The 17163-nt window shown below is 63.8% G+C and carries 19 protein-coding genes; 8 read left to right on the top strand and 11 right to left on the bottom strand.

Annotation, left to right across the window (positions count from 1 at the left end; all coding sequences use genetic code 11):
* Positions 1-20 precede the first annotated feature (20 nt).
* The 3 genes from plsX to Mame_RS10070 form a co-directional block, all read right to left on the bottom strand.
* The gene (gene plsX / locus Mame_RS10080; RefSeq protein ID WP_026173129.1) at positions 21-1067 is read right to left on the bottom strand and encodes a phosphate acyltransferase PlsX; all 1047 of its coding nucleotides are present in this window, start codon (positions 1065-1067) and stop codon (positions 21-23) included.
* A gap of 135 nt (positions 1068-1202) precedes the next feature.
* Positions 1203-1781 carry a YceD family protein gene (locus Mame_RS10075; protein ID WP_026173130.1) on the bottom strand — a complete coding sequence of 193 codons (579 nt, stop codon included), beginning with the start codon at positions 1779-1781 and terminating at the stop codon, positions 1203-1205.
* Positions 1774-2358: a ubiquinol-cytochrome C chaperone family protein gene (locus tag Mame_RS10070; RefSeq protein WP_051085052.1), complete on the bottom strand. Its 585-nt coding sequence runs from the start codon at positions 2356-2358 to the stop codon at positions 1774-1776. The genes Mame_RS10075 and Mame_RS10070 overlap by 8 nt, the downstream gene beginning before the upstream one ends.
* Positions 2359-2613: 255 nt before the next feature.
* On the opposite strand from Mame_RS10070, the gene Mame_RS10065 reads away from it, so the two are divergent.
* A complete protein-coding gene (locus Mame_RS10065; protein ID WP_051085053.1) occupies positions 2614-3147 on the top strand; it encodes an outer membrane protein assembly factor BamE in 534 nt (177 codons plus the stop codon).
* 66 nt (positions 3148-3213) lie between these two features.
* On the opposite strand, the gene Mame_RS10060 is transcribed toward Mame_RS10065, so the two are convergent.
* From Mame_RS10060 to tsaD, 7 genes are all read right to left on the bottom strand, one after another.
* Positions 3214-3561 carry a hypothetical protein gene (locus tag Mame_RS10060; protein WP_018062794.1) on the bottom strand — a complete coding sequence of 116 codons (348 nt, stop codon included), beginning with the start codon at positions 3559-3561 and terminating at the stop codon, positions 3214-3216.
* 72 nt (positions 3562-3633) lie between these two features.
* A complete protein-coding gene (locus Mame_RS10055; protein ID WP_018062795.1) occupies positions 3634-5769 on the bottom strand; it encodes a sodium-translocating pyrophosphatase in 2136 nt (711 codons plus the stop codon).
* A gap of 242 nt (positions 5770-6011) precedes the next feature.
* On the bottom strand, positions 6012-6200 hold the full coding sequence (locus tag Mame_RS10050; RefSeq protein ID WP_018062796.1) for a hypothetical protein: 189 nt from the start codon (positions 6198-6200) through the stop codon (positions 6012-6014).
* A 16-nt stretch (positions 6201-6216) separates the two neighbouring features.
* Entirely contained in the window at positions 6217-6636 is a 420-nt protein-coding gene (locus Mame_RS10045) for an EVE domain-containing protein (RefSeq protein WP_018062797.1), read from the bottom strand.
* A gap of 3 nt (positions 6637-6639) precedes the next feature.
* Positions 6640-6933 (bottom strand): YciI-like protein, encoded by a 294-nt coding sequence (locus Mame_RS10040; RefSeq protein WP_018062798.1) that lies wholly within the window; start codon positions 6931-6933, stop codon positions 6640-6642.
* Positions 6934-6944: 11 nt separating this feature from the next.
* The gene (locus Mame_RS10035) at positions 6945-7925 is read right to left on the bottom strand and encodes an NAD(P)H-dependent glycerol-3-phosphate dehydrogenase (RefSeq protein ID WP_018062799.1); all 981 of its coding nucleotides are present in this window, start codon (positions 7923-7925) and stop codon (positions 6945-6947) included.
* Positions 7922-9019: a tRNA (adenosine(37)-N6)-threonylcarbamoyltransferase complex transferase subunit TsaD gene (gene tsaD / locus Mame_RS10030; RefSeq protein WP_018062800.1), complete on the bottom strand. Its 1098-nt coding sequence runs from the start codon at positions 9017-9019 to the stop codon at positions 7922-7924. Before tsaD ends, Mame_RS10035 begins: the two co-directional genes overlap by 4 nt.
* A 65-nt stretch (positions 9020-9084) precedes the next feature.
* Here tsaD and hemC point away from each other — a divergent pair, with 65 nt between their 5' ends.
* The 6 genes from hemC (at position 9085) to Mame_RS10000 (ending at position 15202) form a co-directional block, all read left to right on the top strand.
* The gene (gene hemC / locus Mame_RS10025; protein WP_018062801.1) at positions 9085-10014 is read left to right on the top strand and encodes a hydroxymethylbilane synthase; all 930 of its coding nucleotides are present in this window, start codon (positions 9085-9087) and stop codon (positions 10012-10014) included.
* 8 nt (positions 10015-10022) lie between these two features.
* Complete coding sequence (locus Mame_RS10020; protein ID WP_018062802.1) at positions 10023-10739, top strand: uroporphyrinogen-III synthase; 717 nt, start codon at positions 10023-10025, stop codon at positions 10737-10739.
* A gap of 110 nt (positions 10740-10849) precedes the next feature.
* Positions 10850-12097 carry a hypothetical protein gene (locus tag Mame_RS10015; protein ID WP_018062803.1) on the top strand — a complete coding sequence of 416 codons (1248 nt, stop codon included), beginning with the start codon at positions 10850-10852 and terminating at the stop codon, positions 12095-12097.
* Between the two features lie 11 nt (positions 12098-12108).
* Positions 12109-13887, top strand: a complete 1779-nt coding sequence (locus Mame_RS10010; RefSeq protein ID WP_018062804.1) for a heme biosynthesis protein HemY — start codon at positions 12109-12111, stop codon at positions 13885-13887.
* A 114-nt stretch (positions 13888-14001) separates the two neighbouring features.
* On the top strand, positions 14002-14490 hold the full coding sequence (locus Mame_RS10005; RefSeq protein ID WP_018062805.1) for a tellurite resistance TerB family protein: 489 nt from the start codon (positions 14002-14004) through the stop codon (positions 14488-14490).
* A complete protein-coding gene (locus Mame_RS10000; protein WP_018062806.1) occupies positions 14480-15202 on the top strand; it encodes a glutamine amidotransferase in 723 nt (240 codons plus the stop codon). The genes Mame_RS10005 and Mame_RS10000 overlap by 11 nt, the downstream gene beginning before the upstream one ends.
* Here the strand turns inward: Mame_RS10000 and Mame_RS09995 are convergent.
* Positions 15193-16452 carry an MFS transporter gene (locus Mame_RS09995; RefSeq protein WP_018062807.1) on the bottom strand — a complete coding sequence of 420 codons (1260 nt, stop codon included), beginning with the start codon at positions 16450-16452 and terminating at the stop codon, positions 15193-15195. The genes Mame_RS10000 and Mame_RS09995 overlap by 10 nt on opposite strands.
* 402 nt (positions 16453-16854) lie before the next feature.
* On the opposite strand from Mame_RS09995, the gene Mame_RS09990 reads away from it, so the two are divergent.
* Positions 16855-17145, top strand: a complete 291-nt coding sequence (locus tag Mame_RS09990; protein WP_018062808.1) for a YggT family protein — start codon at positions 16855-16857, stop codon at positions 17143-17145.
* Positions 17146-17163 lie beyond the last annotated feature (18 nt).

Below are 17163 nucleotides of genomic sequence, written 5' to 3'. Positions count from 1 at the left end.
TTTATCCGGCGTCGCCGGCCTCAGGCCGCTTCCGGCCCCATCGGTGATTCATTACGGGCGTGGTACTCGTTCAGATCATGCTGGATCTTGGCCTGCAGACCGTTATGGACCATGTCATAGGCGACATCGATCGCCGAGGCGTAGCCTTCCGCATCCGTGCCGCCATGGCTCTTGATGACGATGCCGTTGAGCCCCAGAAACACGCCGCCATTGACCTTGCGCGGGTCCAGCTTGTCGCGCAGCATCTGGAACGCGCCGCGGGCGAGCACATAGCCGAGCCGCGTCATCCAGGTTCGCGACATCGCGGAGCGCAGATATTCCGCGATCTGGCGGGCCGTGCCCTCGGCGGTCTTCAGCGCGATATTGCCGGTAAAACCCTCGACCACGAACACGTCGACGGTTCCGCGACCGAGATCGTCGCCCTCGACGAAACCGGCATATTCGAGATTGTCGATATCGGCCTCGCGCAAGAGCTTGCCGGCTTCCTTGACCTGTTCGACGCCCTTGACCTCCTCGACGCCAACATTGACGAGGCCGACGGTCGGCTTCTTGATCTCGAACAGCGCGCGGGCCATTGCCCCGCCCATCAGCGCGAAATCGAGCAATTGCTTGGCGTCGGCGCCGATCGTGGCGCCGATATCGAGCACGATGCTCTCGCCCCTGAGCGTCGGCCAGATGCCGGCGATCGCCGGGCGGTCGATTGCCGGCATGGTCTTGAGACAGAACATCGCCATCGCCATAAGCGCGCCGGTATTGCCGGCGGAGACGGCGGCATCGGACTGGCCTTCCTTGACCGCGTCGATCGCGCGCCACATGCTGGAAACATTACGGCCGCGCCTGAGCGCCTGGCTCGGCTTCTCATCCATCTCTACGGTGACTTCGCAATCGATGACCTGTGATCGCTCGGCAAGCTTCGGATAGCCTGCGAGAATCGGTTCGATCGCGTCCTTCCTGCCGTAGAGGAGAAAGCTGATATCGGGATGCCGCATCAGCGACTGGGCAGCGCCTCCAATCGCGACTTCCGGCCCGACATCCCCCCCCATGACATCAATGGAAATTCTAATCAAACGTTCCAGGTCCCTGTTTACACGTGCATCGGCGGAGCCGGGCCAAAATACCCTTTTTGCTTCCCGAGACAACTACTCCGGTTGAAAAACCCCAGTTTCCACCGGCAGCACCGCTGTTGACAGCAGGCCAACCCCTTATTCCGACGGTTTTTTCCAGTTCTTCAGAGCAGCGAAGGGCGAAGGCGCGGCGTCCTCCTCTTCGGGATCGTCGTCTTCCGCGAGGTCATCGGGCAAGGCCGCGTCAGGCTTGCGCGGATAGGGGTCGATCGCAAGGCCGATCGTCTCGATCACCAAGGCGGCGATATCGACCTCGCTTCCGGCAAACGGCTCCGGCTCGTCCGGCCCGTTGGGATCGACGATCAACTCGCCTTCCTCGTTGAACTTGCGGTGGAACTGGCGGGAATTCTCCGGAAGGAAAGTGGCATCCACCTCCTCCTCGATCGTCGCCTCCAGTGGCTCGAGCGTGACCACGCAGTTCTGGGTGATGTCGGCCCTGACCGTGCCCTTGACCCGGACGCCATCGCGCCGCCAGGGCGAGATTCTCAGATCCGCCGAAAGGCTTTCGACCGAGCGGACATCGAGAAACGCCGCGATCGCCGCGCGTTCGGCTTCATCGGCCTCGACGCGCATGTCGAAGGCGACGGAGGAAGCGCGGGCAACGGCGAACGGCCGCGAAAAAGGCAGTTTTCTGTCGTCGGCATTTTCTTCAGCCACGGGCAACCTCCGTGCTTTCCGGCACCAGGAAGCTCACCATGCCGGTTTCGACCATGACCTCGTCCATGCGCGCGAGATGATCGGCATTGGCCAGCATCCAGCGCGCGAGTTCCGCCATGTCGACCGGTTCGGACTCGACCCCGTGGAAATTCTGCGAAAGCGCGATCGCGAGCTGGCCGAGATCGCGGTCCTGGAGGCAGCGCACATAACGCTCCAGCCGGCCGTAGAACATGCCGGCGAGCTTCTTCATCCGCTTCGGCACGGAATTGTCGCCGACGCCCAGTTCGCGGATGGAGTAATCGATGTCGAGAAAGAAGGCGTCGACGACCTCCTGCGAGAGCTGTTTGCCGCTGTCGGATGACTTCGCGGTGCGCCACAGGAACAGGATCATCACCGATGACAGCATCTCGAAACGCCCCATCACCGTGTCCGGCACGTTATAATCGGTATAAAAACACGGCTGGCGCGCCGTGGTCGTGATTACGCCATACTGGCGCTGCACCACCTGACGGTTGCCGCGTCTTCTGCTGAATAGTCCCAAGGTCGTCCCACTCTCTTTACAAAAATTCCATGGCATCGCACCCGCCCGACGCAATTGCATCCGGACCCAAGCTGGTTTATCCAGTTACCCTGGAAAACGCGAAGCTCGATGACGGGCCGACCGAAGATGGCTGCAGTCCCCTGCACCAACCATGGACAATGGTAGTTTGCGCGGGGGCTGGCCGCAACCGGGAATCGTCGCCGGCAACAGGCATTGCCTGACGTTGGCGAATGATGAAAACAAACAGCCGGGGGGTTCGCCCCACCGGCACCGAGACCTGCCAGGGAGTGTATGTTGAAGACGCACGGTGTGAAATTTGATCTGAGGCCGGCCCGACCGGCAGCCGCCGGTGCCCTTGTCGCCGTTACCCTTCTTGTAGCAGGCTGCTCGACCAGCGATGTCATCGGCAGCAAGAACGTCTATTACCAGGGCTATGTCGTCGACGAGGAGATGCTGCAACTCGTCAAGGTCGGCTCCAGCCGCGAACAGGTTGTGCTCACGCTCGGCGAGCCCTCGACCACCGCGACCTTCGACAATGAGGTGTTCTTCTACATTTCTCAGAAGAAGGAAAAGCGCTTCACCTTCCAGAAGCCGCGCCTTGTCGACCAGGAAATCCTCGCGGTCTATTTCGACGGCAATGGCCGGGTCGAACGCATCGGCCGCTACACGCTGCAGGACGGCAACGTCATCGATATGGCGACCGAAACGACGCCGACCGGCGGCAAGGACATCACCTTCATCCAGCAGATCCTGCAGGGCACTGGCGGCAGCGCCGCCCGCGACTTCTTCGGCGCAGGCAACAATGCCGGCGTGGTCGGACCGTAATCCTCAAGAGCAAATGGCAGGCCCTCGGGCCTGCCATTTCATTTGACCGGCGATTTTTGCAGGCGCTCAGTTCGTGCCCTGCATCACCCGAACGACCTTCGGCGAAAGTCCTCCACGCTGGGCGGCCTTGTAATCCTGATAGGTCAGATCACCATTGGCCATGGCGGTTACGATGCGCGAGCATAGTAGGGGCAGAGCCTTGGACTTTGTCGTGTCGAGCAAGACCGCAATCATACGAATGTCTTCGGCGCCAAGCACCTTCATCTCGTTGACGCACTCTTTTGAAACTTCCCGCTGCATGGCCTTGCTGCCGGCCAGCGCCGTCTGGGCCACAGCAAATTCATTTGCTTCCTGCGTCGACTGACAACCCGCAAGAAGGCCAAGGCCGAGAGCGGCCACCAAAAGTCTTTTCATGCAATTCCTCTCCTTTTCCGCGGGCTCGACCAACCCGAAAAGTTCCCCCGGCCGAAGCCGGGGGAATGAACCTTACGCCAGCACCGCCAGCAGCAGCAGCGCCACGATGTTGGTGATCTTGATGGCCGGGTTGACGGCGGGGCCGGCGGTGTCCTTGTAGGGATCGCCGACGGTATCGCCGGTGACCGAGGCCTTGTGCGCTTCCGAGCCCTTTTCGTGGGTAACGCCGTCTGCATCGACGAAACCGTCCTCGAAGCTCTTCTTGGCATTGTCCCAGGCACCGCCGCCGGAGGTCATCGAGATCGCGACGAACAGGCCGTTGACGATGACGCCGAGCAGCGAGGCGCCGAGGGCCGCGAAGGCGGAGGCCTTGGAGCCCGACATCAGCCAGACGCCGAAGAACACCACCAGCGGCGCCAGCACCGGCAGCAGCGAGGGCACGATCATCTCGCGGATCGCGGCGCGGGTCAGCATGTCGACGGCCCGGCCGTAATCCGGTTTCTCCGTGCCGTTCATGATGCCCGGCTTGTCGCGGAACTGCTGGCGCACCTCGGCCACCACGGCGCTTGCCGCCCGCCCCACGGCCGTCATCGCGATGCCGCCGAAGAGGTAGGGGATCAGCCCGCCGAAGATCAGGCCTGCGACCACGTAAGGGTTGGAGAGCGAGAACGAGATATCGCCCATATTGGCATAGAACGGATACTGATCACCGTGCGCCGCGAAGAAGGCAAGATCGTTCGAATAGGCGGCAAACAGCACCAGCGCGCCGAGACCGGCCGAGCCGATCGCATAGCCCTTGGTCACCGCCTTGGTGGTGTTGCCAACCGCATCGAGCGCGTCGGTGGATTTACGCACTTCCGGCGGCAGTCCCGCCATTTCCGCGATACCGCCGGCGTTATCCGTGACCGGGCCGAAGGCATCGAGCGCCACGATCATGCCCGCGATTCCGAGCATGGCGGTGACCGCGATGCCGGTCCCGAACAGGCCCGCCAACTGATAGGTGGAGATGATGCCGCCGCAGATCACGATTGCCGGAAGCGCCGTCGACTCAAGCGAAACCGCCAGCCCCTGGATCACATTGGTGCCGTGGCCGGAAACCGATGCCTGGGCAATCGATACCACCGGGCGCTTGCCCGTGCCGGTATAATATTCGGTGATCACCACGATCAGCGCGGTGACGATCAGGCCGACAATGCCGCAGATGAACAGCGCCAGGCCGGTGATGTTGCGGCCCGCGACTTCCCCGATCGAACCGAAGCCGATGGTCGCCCAGATGGCAAGACCGATGCCGACGATCGACAGCAACCCGGTCACGATCAGGCCGCGATAGAGCGCGCCCATGATCGAGCCATTGGTGCCGAGCTTGACGAAGAAGGTCCCGACAATGGAGGTGAGGATGCAGACGCCGCAGATCGCGAGCGGCAGCAGCATGACATCGCCAAGCACCGCCGCACCGCCGAAGAAGATCGCACCGAGCACCATGGTCGCGACCACCGAGACGGCATAGGTCTCGAACAGGTCGGCCGCCATGCCGGCGCAGTCGCCGACATTGTCACCGACATTGTCGGCGATGGTTGCCGGGTTGCGGGGATCGTCCTCCGGAATACCGGCCTCGACCTTGCCGACCAGATCGCCGCCGACATCCGCGCCCTTGGTGAAGATGCCGCCGCCGAGACGCGCGAACACCGAAATAAGCGAAGCGCCGAAACCGAGCGCGACCAGCGCGTCGATGACATGGCGGTCATCCGGCGCGTGGCCCAGGATGGCGGTCAGGATATAGTAGTAAACGGAGACGCCGAGCAACGCGAGACCGGCCACCAGCATGCCGGTGATCGCGCCCGACTTGAAGGCGATATCGAGGCCGGAGGCCAGGCTGTAGGACGCCGCCTGGGCGGTGCGCACATTGGCGCGCACGGAGACATGCATGCCGATAAAGCCGGCAGCACCGGAAAGCACCGCGCCGATGACGAAGCCGATTGCCGCCGTCAGCGAAAGCAGCAGCCAGGCCAGAATGAAGACGACGACGCCGACGATGGCGATCGTGGTATATTGGCGCGTCAGATAGGCCTGCGCCCCTTCCCGGATATAGCCCGCGATTTCCTTCATGCGCGGGGTTCCCTGATCGGCGACCATGACCGAGCGGATCGCCCACAGGGCGTACACGATCGACAAAAGGCCGCAGACAATCACGGCAAGCAGTATCGTCATTTCGCTTTCCTTCCCTCTACGGCCGGCGCGAAGGCGCATGTCGACCGAATTGACCTCGCGGCGAAAATCGCCCTGTCGGAAGGTTTCCCACCTGCCGGCTGGTCCGAAACCGCCGTATAGCGCTGCCGGGACGTCCTGTTCCTCCCGCGTCCCGCAGCCAAAGGGAGAGTGATGGGCCGCAGCCGAAGCGTCAAGTGCCATTGGCGCACTTTAGACGATAGAGATGGCGGGCTATGTGAGGCCTAAAGCTTTTCCTCGACGCGGGGCCAGCGGGCGCGGGCCAGTACCCAGAGGCCGATCATGTTCAGCGGCGTGATCACCGAAAGGAGCGCCCACCAGGGCGAATAGCCCAGCCGCTTCAGGATGATCGTCGTTGGCCAGATGTAGCCGACAACGAATACCGCAAGAATCAACAAATTCCAGATACTCATGAAATCGCTCCGCCTCTCAGACGTCCATCCCGCCCATGCGGCAGACTTCCAGCCACTCGTCTTCCTTCACCGGCTGAACGGAGAGCCGCATGGAGGTGACGAGCGACATGTCGGCAAGCTTGGGATTGGCCTTCACATCCTTCAGCGTCACCGGCTTCGGCATGTCCTCGACGGCGCGGATGTCGACGCATTCCCAGCGCGGGTCATCGGTGGTGCTGTCGTGATGGGCGAGCGCGCAGACCTCGCAGATGCCGACGACCTCCAACCCCTCATTGGAGTGGTAGAAGAAGCCCTTGTCGCCGATTTCCATCGCCCGCATATTGTTGCGCGCCTGATAATTGCGCACGCCGTCCCATTCTTCCCCGGCCGCGCCCTTGTCTTTCAGCATCTGCCAGGAAAACTTGAACGGCTCGGATTTGAACAGCCAATAGGCCATGCCTTATGCCTCCGGATTGTTGTAGAGCCACTTGTAGGGCTTGACCTCGACCTTTTCGAACAGGCCGGCCTTGCCATAGGGATCCTCGGCCGCGATCGCTTCCGCGTCCGCCTGGCTGTCGGCTTCGATGAGCAGCATCGAGCCGCAGGGTTTGTCGTCGCCATCGAGAAACGGGCCGGCGATCTTCAGCGTACCCTTATCGTTGAGCCCGTCGAGCCATTCGAGATGGCGCGGGCGGTTTTCCATGCGGACATGGATATGGTCGGGCTTGTCCTTGCACAAGACGGCATAGAGCATGGTTTTCTCCTTCATTCGGTCGTGATCGGCCGGCTCATCAGTTCCTCGAGCGCCTGCGGAATGCCGAGCTTGCCCTCGAGCACGCGGGCGACGGCGCTTGAAATCGGCATCTCCACGCCATGGCTTGCGGCAAGCTCGCTGGCGACGGAGGCGCTGTAGACGCCTTCGACAAGTGCTGCATTAACGCTCTCGAAATTACCCTCGGCCAGCGCCACGCCATAGCGGAAATTGCGCGACTGGCGCGAGGTGCCGGTCAGCACAAGATCGCCGAGGCCGGAAAGCCCGCGCACGGTTTCCGGTTCACCGCCCATGGCGACCGCGAGCCGCGACATTTCCGCAAGGCCGCGCGATATCAGCGCCGCGCGGGCGGATTCGCCGAGATCCGCGCCCTCGACAATGCCGCAGGCGATCGCCAGAACATTCTTCAGCGCCCCGCCGATCTGCACGCCGACGGGATCACCCGAGGCATAAAGCCGGAAGGTCCGGCCGGAAAGAATGGTCGCGGTCTCTTTGGCACGCTCTCCGTTTGCAAACGCCAACACCATGGCGATCGGCTTGCCGGCGGCGAGATCGACGGCGAAGCCGGGACCGGACAGCGCGCCGGCGGGATGGTTCGGCAACGCCTCGGAAAGCACATCGGTGATCAGCCGGCCGCTGGCGCGATCGATACCCTTGGCGGCCGAGACGATCACGGCATCGGGATTGAGATAGGGGCCGTAGTAGAGTGCCGCCGCGCGCTGGGCCTGCGCCGGCACCGCCAGCACCACGATATCGGCCGTCTCGAGCACCGAGGGATCGATCGTGAACGCAAGGGCTTGAGGCAGAGTGATGCCCGGAAGTGCTGCCTGATGCCGCCGGGTCTTCTGCAATATCGCGATCAGCCCGGCATCCCGGCCGAGCAGGGTGACAGCGTCCTCGCCCTCATGGGCAAAGACGGCGGCAAGCGCCGTGCCGAACGCACCGGAGCCGATGACGACTGTGTTCCTGGTCATGCCTTGACCCCTCTTCTGCCGCTGCCGATCAGCGCCGCCGCATTGCCGTCGAGCGGAAAGCGTGAGCGCACCGAGATCTCCATGCCATCCGGATCGAATCCGGCGCGCCGGCGCTCCAGCCCCGCCCAGGCGATCATTACCGCATTGTCCGTGCAAAGCCGCAAGGGCGGCGCGACGAAGGCGAACCCCTCTTTTGCGCAAAGCCCTGTCAGCATCGCGCGGATCGCGCCATTGGCGGCAACGCCGCCCGCCGCCACCAGCGCTGGCTGATTATCGCCAGCGAGACCTTCCGCCCTGAAGCGTTGAAGCGCGCGAGCAATCCTGTCTTCCAGCGTATCTGTCACGGCAAGCTGGAAGGCGGCGCAGATATCGGCGATATCCTGCTCGCTCACCGGAGCCAGCGCCTGCGCCGACTGACGCACGGCGGTCTTGAGACCGGAGAAGGAGAAATCCAGCCGGTCCTCGCCCTTCATCGGCCGCGGCAGCCTGATCCGCTTCGGATCGCCCTCAGCCGCCGCGCGCTCGACCGCCGGCCCACCGGGATAGCCGAGCCCGAGCAGCTTCGCCGTCTTGTCGAAAGCCTCGCCGAGCGCATCGTCGATTGTCGAGCCCCAGCGCTCGTACTCGCCGACGCCCTTGACCAGCACGATCTGGGTATGGCCGCCGGAAACCAGCAACATCAGGAAGGGAAAGGCGACGCCATCGGTCAGCCGCGCCGTCAGCGCATGACCTTCGAGGTGATTGATTCCGTAAAACGGCTTGTCAGCGGCATAGGCGATCGCCTTGCCGCTCATCGCGCCGGTGATCAGCCCGCCGATCAGCCCGGGACCGATTGTCGCGGCAATGCCGTCGAGATCGCCGAACCCGATCTCTGCTTCCTGAAGTGCGCCAGCGATCAACCCGTCCATCGCCTCCACATGCGCGCGCGCGGCGATCTCCGGCACCACGCCGCCGAAGGCCGCGTGTTCTTCCAACTGGCTCAGCACCAGATCGGCGATAATCTCGCCGCGACCATCCCCGTCCATCGCCACGATGGCGGCGGCGGTTTCGTCGCAACTCGATTCGATGCCGAGAAAGCGTGTCTGTTTTTTCATCGCGATTGTTTGCGGCAGGGCGCAATCCGGTTTACGAGACACCCGGTAACAATGGTGGACGCAGGATGCAAACGAAACCTTACAGGATCGGAACGCGCGGCAGCCCGCTGGCGCTGGCCCAGGCGCATGAAACCCGCGACCGGCTGATGGCCGCCCATGGCCTGCCGGAGGAGATGTTCGAGATCGTGGTGCTCTCCACCAAGGGCGATCGGATCACCGACCGCGCGCTGGCGGCAATCGGGGGCAAGGGGCTTTTCACCGAGGAGATCGAGGAGCAATTGCATTCCGGCGCGCTCGATTTCGCCGTGCATTCCTCCAAGGACATGCCGACGGCGCTGCCGGAAGGGCTGACGCTTTCCACCTTCCTGCCGCGCGCCGACCCGCGCGATGCCTTTATCGGCCGCACCGTGAAAAACCTCGCCGATCTGCCGGCAGGCGCGATCGTCGGCTCCGCCTCGCTCAGACGCCAGGCGCTGATTCGCCGGCTCAGGCCCGATATCGAAGTGGTGATTTTCCGCGGTTCGGTGCAGACGCGGCTGCAGAAGCTCGCCGATGGGGCCGTTGACGGCACCTTCCTCGCCTATGCTGGCCTGACGCGGCTTGGCATGCAGCATGTGGCGACCGAGGTTCTCGATCCGAAGGAATTTATTCCTGCCCCGGCCCAGGGCGCAATCTGCATTGAGCAGCGCGAGAGCGACGAACGGATATCGGCCCTGCTCGCCCCGATCAACGATCGCGACACCTATGACGCCGTTGCCTGCGAGCGCGGCTTTCTGGCGGCCCTCGATGGCTCCTGCCGCACGCCGATCGCGGGCCATGCGCTGCTTGACGGCGATACGATCCGTTTCTCCGGCCTGATCCTGACGCCGGACGGGCGGCAGGCCCACGACATCGCCGTCGAAGGCTTGCGCGCCGAAGCCCAAGCGCTCGGGCGCGCGGCCGGCGAAACGCTGCGCGGGCGGGCCGGCCCGCGCTTTTTCGAGGATTGGGTCTGAGGCTTGCGATGCGCGTTCTGGTGACCCGTCCGCAAAACAAGGCCGAAAAGACCGGCGCATTGCTTACTGCCATGGGCCACCAGCCGGTTTCCATGCCGTTGTTCGAGACCGTGCACCATCCGGACAAAGCCAGGGATAGGATCGCCCGCGAAAGCTGGGCGGCGCTTGCGGTCACCAGCACCGAGGCCCTGCACGGGATCGAGGCGAAGCGCGACTCGCCGGACATGCTCGATCGTCCGGTGTTCGCCGTCGGGGCGGAGACCGCCGGCAGGGCGAAGGACGTCGGTTTCACGCGCGTTTTCACCGGCCAGGGCAATGGCGAGCGGCTTGCGGAGGCGATCGCCGCCGAACCCTCGCTGTTTATCCGCGCGCCACTCCTCTATCTGGCGGGTTCTCCCCGCGCGCCCTGGCTGGAGCGCAGGCTCGAGGCCCTGCACGTGCCGTTCGAGACCGTCACTGTCTATGCCATGGAGCCTGTGACCTATGTCGTGGCGGAAATCGATGCCCTTGTCGGAGCGGTCGACGCGATCCTGTTCTATTCCCATATGACGGCGGCGCGCTTCTTCGCGCTCGGCGCGGGCAAGGCGCTCGCGAAACGCAGCGAGCCGCCGGCCCTTATCTGTCTTTCGGCCAATGTGGCGCATGCCGTGCCGGCGGAACTGGCCGATCATGTGCGCATCGCCGACAGGACGAACGAGAAAAGCCTGCTTGCGCTGCTGGCGTGAGGCGTTTCGCCAGAAAGGCCGGGGCGGCGGGGAACAAGTCTTCAACAAAAGCCTTTTCTTAATACCACTCGGCCACTACCCTAGAACCGAGAACTGCAAAAGAGGTAGCCATGGTTTCGGATACGCCGTCTTCGAAAAACGACAAGAAAAACGACGCGACAACAGAAGACACGGCGCCGGAAGCCACGAACGCGCAAGCGCCCGTCCCGCCCCGGACGGATGATGCCGCCGTCGAAACAGCGATGGCCGATGTCGCCGCCGCGATCAAGCGCCATGAGGAACATCAGGGCGAGGAGATTTCGGAGGCGGCGAGGCTTGGCGATGAAGAGGTCGTCGAAGAAAAGGTAGGCAGCGCGCCGCCGCCAGAACCGCCGGCTCCGCCTGTTCCACCCCGCAAAGGCCCCGGCTTCGGCCTCGTGCTTCTGGCTGGTGTGGCCGGCGCCGTGATCGCGCTTGCGGGCGCATATGCGCTCTCCTCCGCCGGCATGCTCGGCAATGGCATGGGCGGCAAGGTCAATGACGAGATCGCCGCGCTCCGCCAGGAAATCGAGACGCTGAAGGCCAATGACGGCTCGGCCGCGATCCAGTCGCAACTTGATGCGCTGAAACAGCAGGTGCAGAGCTCCAGTTCCTCGGGCGAGGACATTGCCAGCCTGAAGCAGCAGATCGATGCCATCCAGAGCACGCAGCAGAACGATGTCGGCGCGGTCAAGAGCCTGCAATCCGGCCTCGACCAGTTGAAATCCAGCCTTGCCTCCGGCCAGCAGGACATGCAGCAGAAGCTTTCGGCGCTGGAAACCAAGGTGAATACGCCCGGCAAGGATCTGGCCGTTGCCCGCGCTATCGCCGCCGCCGCCCTGAAATCGGCGATCGACCGGGGCGACAGTTTCGCGACCGAGCTTGCGACCTATGCCGAGGTCGCGCCAGCAGACGCCGATCTCTCGAAGCTCAAGGCGCTCGCGACAAGCGGCATCCCGACCCGCGAGGAACTCGCCGCCGAATTCTCCGAGACCGCCGACACCATCATCGCGGCCGCCGAACCGCCGCCGCCGGAGGGCAATATCCTCAATCGTCTGGTCGACAGCGCCAAAGGCCTCGTCAGCGTGCGTCCCGTCGGCGATGTCGAGGGCGACACCGTGCCGGCAATCGTCGCGCGCATCGAGAGCGCGCTGACGAAGGGCGACCTGAAGACAGCGGAGAGCGAATGGGAAACGCTGCCTGAGGCCGGAAAACAGGCCTCGCAGAAATTCGCCGACGGGCTGAAGGCGCGGATCGAGGCCGATGATCTGGTTTCCACCACGCTTTCGAGCGCGCTTGGCGCCACCGCCGGCGCGCCCGTTACGCCATCCGGCAATTGAGGAGGTAGGATATGATCAGGCTCTTGATTTTCGCGATCATCGTTCTTGCCTTCGCGCTGGGCTTTTCCTGGTTTGCCGACCGGCCCGGCGAGCTGACGCTTGTCTGGCAGGGCCAGATGTTCGAAACGCCGCTGACGACCGCGCTCGCGCTGCTGATCGCCCTCATCTTCGTTGTGATGATCGTCTGGTGGCTGATCAGCGCGATCTGGACCTCGCCCAAAAGCGTGACCCGCTATTTCCGCGCCCGCAAGCGCGATCGCGGTTATCAGGCGATCTCGACCGGCTTGATCGCCGTCGGCTCCGGCAATCTCGTGCAGGCGCGCAAGATGAGCACGCGTGCCCATGCGCTGCTCAGCGCCGATCAGGAGCCGCTTATTCATGTGCTCGATGCGCAGGTTGCGCTGACCGAAGGCAATTACGACAAGGCGCGGCGTCTGTTCGAGGCGATGTCGGAGGATCCCGAAACCGCCGAGCTCGGTCTGCGCGGGCTCTATCTTGAGGCCAAGCGCGTCGGCGCCGACGAGGCCGCCCAGCATTTCGCCGAGCAGGCCGCCGACAAGGCGCCCTATCTCGCCTGGGCCGCCAAGGCGACGCTGGAGACCCGCGCCCGCCAGGGCCGCTGGGACGACGCGATCCGCCTTCTGGACCAGCAGCGCTCCGCCAAGGTGACCGACAAGGACGAATCGGCGCGTCTGAAATCCGTGGTGCTGACCGCGCGCGCCGAAAGCAGGCTCGATACCGATCCGAAAGCGGCCGCGGCCGACGCGCTGCAGGCGCTGAAGCTGCGCGATGATTTCCACCCCGCCGCGATCATCGCCGCCAAGGCCTATCTGGCGCAGGGCAATCTCAGAAAATCCGCGGGCGTGCTGGAGATGGTGTGGAAGAAGGAACCCCACCCCCAGACCGGCGCGCTTTACGTGCGCGCCCGCGGCGGCGACAGCGCCGTCGACCGGCTGAAGCGGGCGGAAAAGCTGGAGGCGCTGAAGCCCAACAACTGGGTTTCGCTGATGGTCGTCGCCCGCGCAGCACTCGACGCACGCGAATTCGAAAAGGCCCGCGAAAAGGCCGAAGCCGCCGCGCGCATGCAGCCGCGCGAAAGCGCCTTCCTGCTGCTCGCCGATCTCGAGGAAGCCGAAACCGGCGATCAGGGCCGCGTGCGCCACTGGATGGCGCAGGCGCTCCGCTCCGAACGCGACCCGACCTGGGTCGCCGATGGTCTGGTGTCCGAATACTGGCGGCCGTTCTCGCCCACGACCGGCCAGCTTGACGCCTTCTCATGGAAGGTGCCCTACGGCGAAATCGCCGGCCCGATCGAGGAAGGCAGCGCCTCCCGCCTCGATGAGGCGCTGAAGAGCCTTCCCCCTGTCGGCGGAAGCCGAGCGGAACCGGAAACGCCTGCGGAGGACGCTCCGATCTTCCAGGAGGAGGCCAAGCCTGAAGCTGAGGCCGAGACGGCGCAAACGCCCGAGCCTGTGGCCCCCGCCGAGGACGGAAGCAAGAAAGACGCCCCGAAAACGGAATCGGTCCGGCCGGTGATCATGGACGCGCCCACCGGCGCTTCCGCGATCAAATCGGAGGAAGCGAAGATCGCGCCGGAGGAAAAGCCGCTCGTGGTGGAAGCCCGTTCGGAAGACATTCCGCCCAAGCCCGCCGAGGGCAGCGTGGAAGAGGACGATGACGCCAGCGCGCCGTTGAAACCCTTTGGCGGACGCACGCCGGACGATCCGGGGATCGACGACAGCGACGACGACGAAACGCCGCCGGCCGCGAAAAAACGCCTGTTTTTCTGATCCGGTCGTATCATGTGTCGTAACCGTAATTTGATTGACTGATGTTAAGTGATCTATTGGCGTAGCGGCCCGCGCGGGTCATGATGGCGTATTGAACAAGGCGAATCTCCCAGAATGTTTGAAAAGATCAGCAGGTTTCTCCAGGACATCGGCAATGACGCTCCAAGGGGCGAGGCCCGACCCGACGATGCCCGCGTGGCGGTGGTGGCGCTCTGTTATCAGGTGATGGAGGCCGACGGCGTCATCAGCGACAGCGAGCGCAGCAGGCTTCGGGAACTGATTGAAAACCAGTACGACCTGCACGGCGCCGGGCTGGAAGAGCTGATCTCCGCCGGCGAGGAAGCCGGCAACGAGGCGGTGGATTTCTACCGCTTCACCTCCGACGTCAAGCGCCATCTCGACGAGGACCAGCGCGTGCGCCTTATCGGGCTGTTGTGGGATATCGCCTATGCCGATGGTAGCCGCAGCGAGATGGAGGACAATGTCGTCTGGCGGATTGCCGAACTGATCGGGGTTTCGGGCCGCGAGCGGGTGCTGGAGCGCCAGGCCGCGCTCAAGCGCGCGGCCATTGTCGACGATGGAGAACTGCCCGGTGACGATTGAACCGACACGACCGATCCTGGTCATCCTTCACCAGGAACGCTCGACCCCCGGCCGCGTTGGCCAGATGCTTGTCGAAAAGGGCTTTCGCCTCGATATCCGCCGGCCGGCGCTCGGCGACAAATTGCCGGAGACGCTCGCCGCCCATTCGGGCGCGGTGGTGTTCGGCGGCCCGATGAGCGCCAATGACAACGAGGATTATGTCCGCCGCGAGATCGACTGGCTGTCAATTCCGCTGAAGGAAAACCGTCCCTATCTCGGCATCTGTCTGGGCGCCCAGATGCTGGCCCGCCAGCTCGGCGGCAAGGTCCAGAGCAATAGCGACGGCTCGGTCGAGATCGGCTGGTATCCGCTGCACGCGACCGAACACGGCCGGCTGCTGATGAAATGGCCGTCCATGGTCTATCAGTTCCATCGCGAGGGATTTGAGCTGCCGCACGGCGCCGAACTGCTGGCCAGCGGCGACCTCTACCCCAACCAGGCCTTCCGCTATGGCGAGAAAGCCTATGCCGTGCAGTTTCACGCCGAACTGACGCGGGCGATGATGCAGAGATGGGTGGTGCACGGCGCCAGCCGGTTCTCGCTGCCCCAGGCGCAGGCGGGCCACCTTCACCTCGAAGGCCGGATGCTGCACGACCGGGCGCTGAAGGCCTGGCTCAGCGAATTCCTCGACATCGTGTTCGAACGCGTACCGGCGAAAACGCTTCAGGGCTGATCCGATTCGCCCAGCAGGTGCTCGGGCGTCTCCAGGCTGTCGACCTTGCGCAGTTTGGTGAACTTCGCGGCCCAGATCACCGCGACCGCCAGCGACCCCACCCCGCCGAAGACCACCGCCGGCACGGCGCCGATGACATGCGCCATCGTGCCGGCGCGAAACTCTCCAAGTTCGTTTGAGGCTCCGACGAACACCATGTTGACGGCGTTGACCCGGCCGCGCAACTCGTCCGGCGTCCACAGCGCGATAAGCGTTTCGCGGACATAGACCGAGATCATGTCGGCCCCGCCCATGACGGCGAGTGCGGCAATCGAAATCCAGGCGCTTTCGGACAGGCCGAAGACGACGGTGGAAAGGCCGAAGATCGCCACGCCGGCGAACATGTAATAGCCGGCATGGTGGCGGATCGGCACGCTGGCAAGCAGCAGCGCGACCAGCACGCCGCCGAAACCGGGGGCCGCGCGCAACAACCCGAGGCCCCACGGGCCGAGATCCAGAATGTCGCGGGCAAAGACTGGCATCAGCGCCACCGCGCCCCCCAGCAGCACCACGAACAGATCGAGCGAGATCGCCCCGAGCACCACCTTTTCCGAGGTGATGAAGCGAAAGCCCGCGAGAATGGTGTTGAGCGTGACCGCGCTGGCCGGGCGGCGCTGGCTCGGCTTCGGCACCGTCAGCATCAGCACCGTGGCGGCGGCGAACAAAGCGAGCGCGGAGGAATAGGCAAGCGTCGCGCCGCCGCCGTAAAGCAGGCCGCCAGCGACCGGGCCGACGATCGAGGCGATCTGCCAGGACGAGGAGTTCCAGGCGATCGCATTGGCGAGATCCTTCTCCGGCACCAGGTTCGGCGCGAGCGACTGCAGTGCCGGGCCGGAAAAGGCGCGTTCCGTACCAAAGAGCGCCAGAAGCGCGAACACAGGCCAGGGCGAGAACAGGCCGAGCACTGTGATCGCCAGAAGGCAGGCGGCGCAGGCGGTGGCCACCGCAAAGCAGATCGCCGCGATCATCCGGCGGTTGTAGCGGTCGGCGACAGTGCCGGTCACCAGCGTCAAAAGCAACGCCGGCAGAAACTGGAACAGGCCGATCAGACCGAGATAGAAGGCGTTTCCGGTCTCGTCATACATCTGCCAGCCGACGGCGACGGACACGATCTGAACCGCGAACGTGCCGAGAAACCGCGAGAAGAAATAGAGCGAATAGCCTTTGTGGCGGAAGGCATCGAAGCGTGCGCCGGACTGGGACAGGGTCATCTTATACCAAGGACCGATGATTAGAACCCATATGACCGGAGCGCTTTTGAAAGCCGGCTAGGCGAAAGCCGCAGTCGTAGCCATAGCTACGGCGAGGACTTTCAACGACGCAGGCTTTCAAAAGCGCCCGGCCCTGAAAGGGTGCGGCTGGAATGGCCCCCGAGGGCGTCAAAATCCTCGCGCGATGCTCAAGCATCGCTCTGCGGTGTTTTCCTACTCGGATAGCCATTCCAGCGCGCATCATATGGGTCCTAATCATCGGTCCTTGGTATTAGATAAGCTTTCGGGAGACACATTGCGCTGAGGGCGCAACCGGCAATAAATACCGGACAAAACCCGCCGCCCCTTGCTCGTTTAGAATTGAATGTCTAAATGTTTGCAAGGAAAAAACGGGAGTCCTTCATGATCGCGCTGTTCGAGACGATTTACTACGCACTTGAAATCTATAAGTGGGTGATCATCGCCAGCGCCATTTTCTCCTGGCTCTACGCTTTCAACATCATCAATGCACACAGCCCGTTCATCAACTCGATCGGGCGCGGGCTCTACGCGGTCACCGAGCCGGTCTACCGGCCGATCCGCAATTTCCTGCCCAATCTCGGCGGGATCGACATCTCGCCGGTGATCGTGCTTCTGATCGTGTTCTTCCTGCAGCGCCTGATCCTCACCGGCGTCATGCCGCGGCTCTACTGAGCACGGCCGCAAGGCCTG

The organism is Martelella mediterranea DSM 17316, from assembly GCF_002043005.1.
Classification (GTDB): Bacteria; Pseudomonadota; Alphaproteobacteria; order Rhizobiales; family Rhizobiaceae; genus Martelella; species Martelella mediterranea.
The sequence above is the reverse complement of the archived record's forward strand: the minus strand, read 5'-3'. Positions and strand labels throughout refer to the sequence as shown.